This is a genomic window from Streptomyces sp. ActVer (assembly GCF_027270795.1).
GTDB lineage: Bacteria > Actinomycetota > Actinomycetes > Streptomycetales > Streptomycetaceae > Streptomyces > Streptomyces umbrinus_A.
Window position 1 is genome coordinate 1 of the sequence record NZ_JAPWHT010000618.1, and the last position, 4,809, is coordinate 4,809.

At 69.6% G+C, this 4,809-nt stretch carries 5 protein-coding genes and 1 pseudogene; all 6 read right to left on the bottom strand.

Translation table 11 applies throughout. The features are described from left to right. Positions 1-643 (bottom strand): annotated as a pseudogene (locus O3Q52_RS48955) (ABC transporter permease); the annotation flags it as partial. Continuing rightward, the gene (locus O3Q52_RS48960; RefSeq protein WP_269654907.1) at positions 630-1,418 is read right to left on the bottom strand and encodes an ABC transporter ATP-binding protein; all 789 of its coding nucleotides are present in this window, start codon (positions 1,416-1,418) and stop codon (positions 630-632) included. The pseudogene O3Q52_RS48955 and the gene O3Q52_RS48960, both read right to left, overlap by 14 nt. A 63-nt stretch (positions 1,419-1,481) precedes the next feature. After that, positions 1,482-2,594, bottom strand: coding sequence for an aliphatic sulfonate ABC transporter substrate-binding protein (locus tag O3Q52_RS48965; RefSeq protein ID WP_269654908.1), 1,113 nt, complete (start codon positions 2,592-2,594; stop codon positions 1,482-1,484). Between the two features lie 136 nt (positions 2,595-2,730). After that, positions 2,731-2,853: a hypothetical protein gene (locus tag O3Q52_RS48970; protein ID WP_269654909.1), complete on the bottom strand. Its 123-nt coding sequence runs from the start codon at positions 2,851-2,853 to the stop codon at positions 2,731-2,733. Between the two features lies 1 nt (position 2,854). Beyond that, positions 2,855-4,210, bottom strand: coding sequence for a sulfate adenylyltransferase subunit 1 (locus O3Q52_RS48975; protein ID WP_269654910.1), 1,356 nt, complete (start codon positions 4,208-4,210; stop codon positions 2,855-2,857). 2 nt (positions 4,211-4,212) lie between these two features. Next, on the bottom strand, positions 4,213-4,809 hold a 597-nt coding region (cysD, locus tag O3Q52_RS48980; protein WP_269654911.1), incomplete at its 5' end, for a sulfate adenylyltransferase subunit CysD.

A 4,809-nucleotide genomic window follows, 5' to 3' on the forward strand; every position in this document is an offset into this window, starting at 1 on the left:
TGCCAGGTGCCGCGCAGCCCGGTGGCGCCGAGGGTGCGGCCGGCCCGCAGGTAGAGCGGGGGTACCTGGTCGACGCCGGAGACCAGTCCGTTGGCGATCGAGGGGACCGCGCCGAGCAGGATCACGGCGTACATCATCGAGTTGTTGAGGCCCAGCCAGAGCACGGCGGGCGGCACCCAGGCCACGGACGGCAGCGACTGGAGCCCGGAGAGGATCGGGCCGATGGCCCGCGGACGAACTTCACGCGGGCGACCAGCAGCCCCAGCGGGGTGCCGATCGCGAGGGCCATGGCGAAGCCGAGCAGGCCGCGCGAGACGCTGGTCCAGATGTACTCCAGCAGGGTGCCCTGCCGCCAGGCGTCGGTCAGTTCGCTCCACACCGCGGACGGCGCGGGCAGCTTGTAGCTGTCGGTGACCTTCGCCCAGACCAGGACCTGCCAGACAACCAGCACCAGTGCCACCGCGACAACGGGTGGCAACACCTTGCCTATCAGGGTCTCGCGCACCGGCGTACGGTCGACCCGCACCGAATCCAGTGCGTCGAGGCCGGCCTCCAGTCCCGCCAGATCGTGCGGGTCCTGGGACTCCCCGGCGGCCGGGGAGCCGTCCTTCTTGATGTCGACCCCGGTGTCAGTGCTGGCCATGGCGGCGGATCTCCCCACGCAGTTGTTCGGTGATCTCGACGGACAGTTCCGCGACGGCGGAGTCCTCGATACGGCGTGGCTGCGGGATGTCGACCGTCCATTCGTGGGCGATACGGCCCGGGCGGGAGGACAGGAGGACCACGCGTTCGGCGAGGCGGACGGCCTCGCGGACGTTGTGGGTGACGAAGAGCACCGACACGCTGGTCTCGCGCCAGATGCGGGTCAGTTCGTCGTGCAGCACGTCTCGGGTGATGGCGTCCAGGGCGGCGAACGGCTCGTCCATCAGGAGGAGTTTGCTGTCCTGGGCGAGCGCGCGGGCGAGCGCGACGCGCTGGCGCATTCCGCCGGACAGCTCGTGCACCCGCTTGCCGTAGGCGCCCTCCAGCCGGACCAGGGCCAGCAGCTCCTCCGCCTTGGTGCGCCGCTCGGCCTTCGCCACGCCCCGTAGTTTCAGGGCGAGTTCGATGTTCTTGCCCGCGGTCAGCCAGGGGAACAGGGCGTGTTCCTGGAACATCAGGGCGGGGCGGCCGTCGGTGCTGATGCCGCCCGCCGTGGGCTGGTCGAGGCCGGCGACGAGGTTGAGCAGGGTGGACTTGCCGCAGCCGGAGGCTCCCAGGAGGGTGACGAACTCGCCGGGTGCGACATCGAGGGTGATGTCGTCCAGGACGAGCTGGCGGCCGGCGGGGGTGGTGAAGGACTTCGAGACGTGCTCGATCCGCGCGGCGTACTCCACCGACGTGCCGGTGTCGGCGGCCTTGGCGAGGGCGGTTGCCATGGTCGTCACCTCCTGGGAACTCATGCGGATAAAAGGGGCGGGTGTCCGGGCTTGTGCGGGGGGTTACTTGACGCCGAGTCCGGCGTCGTCGACCGGGCTCTTGCCCTCGGCCTTGAGGACCTTGTTCAACGGCTTCAGGTCGTAGATGCCGTCCAGCTTCGGCTGCTTGAGCAGACCCGCCTTGACCGCGTGGTCGGCCTCGGTGTTCAGGGTCGAGGCCAGCGGGTCGTCGGTGAACTGGATCGACTTCCACGCCGGGTCCAGCACGTCGGCCGGCAGCGGCTTGCCGGACAGCTCCTGCAGCTTGGTGTTCGCGGCCGCCTTCGCCTTGTCCGGGTTGGCGTTGATCCACGTGTTGGTCTTCACCGAGCCGCGCAGCACCGCCTGCACCACATCCGGGTGCTCCTTGAGGAACTTCTGCGACACGATGATGTTGGTGATCACGAACTTCTTGTCCGGCCACAGGTCGGCCTCGTCCAGGAGCACCTTGCCGCCCTCGGCGACCAGCTTGGACGCGGTCGGCTCGGGCACCCACGCGCCGTCGATGGAACCCGACTTGTAGGCATCCGGGGTGATCTTGTTGTCGGTGCGCACCACCGACACATCACCCTTGCCGCTCTGCGCGTCGACCTTCCAGCCCTGCTCGGCGATCCAGTTCAGGAACGCCACGTCCTGGGTGTTGCCCAGCTGCGGGGTCGCGATCTTCTTGCCCTTGACGTCCTTCAGGGACTTGACTTTGTCCGGGTTGACCACGAGCTTCACACCGCCGGACGCGGAACCGCCGATGATCCGCAGGCCCTTGCCGTCGGTCGTGCTGTAACCGTTGATCGCGGGGGAGGGGCCGATCCAGCCGATGTCGATCGAACCCGAGTTGAGCGCCTCGATCTCCGCGGGCCCCGCGTTGAACTGCGAGTACGAGACCTTCGTGCCGCCCAGTTCCTTCTGCAGCAGCCCCTCCTGATCGCCCACGAGCGCCGTGGCATGCGTCAGGTTCGGGAAGTAGCCGATCCGCACGGAGTCGAGCCCGTCGACCTTCTTGCCCACGGCGGCGACCTTCGACGTGTCGCCGTCCTTGGCCTCGGACCCGTAGCCACAGGCGGTTGCGGCGAGCGCGAGAAGGGGCAGAGCGGCCGCGGCGGCGAGGCCGCGGCGCAGCTTCCTTCGGGTGGCAGGCACGGGAGGTGTTCCTCTCGTCGGCCCGGCGGTCACGTCTCTCAGGTCGTGGCCGGGAGGTCGGCTGGTCTTCGCTTTCGCAGGCGGTGGGGAGCGATGACGCACAGACAGTGCGCGTGCTCAGGCCCCACGGGGGCCGTCACCTCGCCGCACATCGCGCCACCCCGCCCTGCCCGCTGCCCAGCGCGCCGCTGCCGACGCGGCCGCCCTCCTTCGCGAACGTGGAGTAGAAGTCGGTGGAGTGGAAGTCGTGGGAAGTCATGTCAGAAGTCCCAACCGTCGTCGTCCGCCTCGGCCTTGACCGGCTCCGGGGAGGCGAAGGACTCGCCGACCATGCCCGCGGTGAGCGTGGTGCCGTCGGACGGGTCGATCAGGATGAACGAACCGGTGCGCCGGGAGTCGGCGTACGAGTCGACGGGCAGCGGCTCGGCCGTACGGATCTTGACGCGGCCGATGTCGTTGGCGTCCAGGTGGCCCGGGTGCGGATGCAGCGACAGGTCGTCGAGCGTCAGCCGGGACGGGATGTCCTTGACGAGCGCCTTGACCGTGCGGGTGCCGTGCTTGAGCAGCACGCGGTGGCCGATGGTCAGCGGCGCGTCGGCGACGTGGCAGACGGTCGCCTCGATGTCCTGCGTGGTCGCGGGTGCGTCCTTGGTCGGCACGAGCAGGTCGCCGCGCGAGATGTCGACGTCGTCCTCCAGGAGGACGGTCACCGACTGCGTCGTCCAGGCCACGTCGACCGGTGCGCCGAGCAGGTCGATCGCGGAGATCCGCGACGTACGGCCGGAGGGCAGTACGGTGACCGACTCGCCGACACGGAAGGCGCCGGCTGCGATCTGGCCCGCGTACCCCCGGTAGTCCGGGTGTTCGGCGGTCTGCGGACGGATCACGTACTGCACGGGCAGACGCGCGTGGCAGGTCGTGAGGTCGTGGCTGACCGGGACCGTCTCCAGGTGCTCAAGGAAGGTCGGGCCGCCGTACCAGTCCATGTTCGCGGACGGGTCCACCACGTTGTCACCGGCGAGCGCCGAGATCGGGATCGCGGTGATCTCGGGAACGCCCAGCTCGGAGGCGTACGCCGTGAACTCCTCGGCGATCGCCGCGAAGGCGGACTCCTTGTACGCGACGAGGTCCATCTTGTTGACCGCCAGCACGACGTGCGGGACGCGCAGCAGCGCGGCGATCGCCGCGTGGCGCCGGGTCTGCTCGACGACGCCGTTGCGGGCGTCCACGAGGACCACCGTCAGTTCGGCCGTGGAGGCACCCGTCACCATGTTGCGGGTGTACTGCACGTGTCCGGGCGTGTCGGCGAGGATGAACCGGCGCCGGGCCGTGGCGAAGTAGCGGTACGCCACGTCGATGGTGATGCCCTGCTCGCGCTCGGCCCGCAGGCCGTCGGTGAGCAGTGCGAGGTCGGGTGTGTCCTGGCCGCGGTTGCGCGAGGCGTGCTCCACGGCCTCCAGCTGGTCGGTGAGGACCGACTTGGAGTCGTGCAGCAGGCGGCCGACAAGGGTGGACTTGCCGTCGTCGACGGACCCGGCGGTGGCGAAGCGCAGCAGGGTCGTGGCGGAGAGCTGCTCGACCGACAGCGGCACGGTGGGTTCGGTGGTGCTGGTCATGGTTAGAAGTACCCCTCGCGCTTGCGGTCTTCCATCGCGGCCTCGGACATCTTGTCGTCGGCGCGGGTGGCGCCCCGCTCGGTGAGCCGGGAGGCGGCGATCTCGGTGATCACGGCGTCCAGCGTGGTGGCGTCCGAGTCGACGGCACCCGTGCAGGACATGTCACCGACGGTCCGGTAGCGGACGAGACGGGTCTCGACGCTCTCGCTCTCCTTCGGGCCGCCCCATTCGCCCGCGGTGAGCCACATGCCGGCGCGCTGGAAGACCTCGCGCTCGTGCGCGAAGTAGATCTCGGGGAGTTCGATGCCCTCGCGGGCGATGTACTGCCAGACGTCCAGCTCGGTCCAGTTGGACAGCGGGAAGACGCGGACGTGCTCGCCGGGCGCGTGCCGTCCGTTGTAGAGGTTCCACAGCTCGGGGCGCTGGCGGCGCGGGTCCCACTGGGAGAACTCGTCGCGCAGCGAGAACACCCGCTCCTTGGCGCGGGCCTTCTCCTCGTCCCGGCGTCCGCCGCCGAACACCGCGTCGAACCGCTCGGCCTGGATCTTCTCCGTCAGCGGCACCGTCTGCAGCGGATTCCGTGTCCCGTCCGGGCGCTC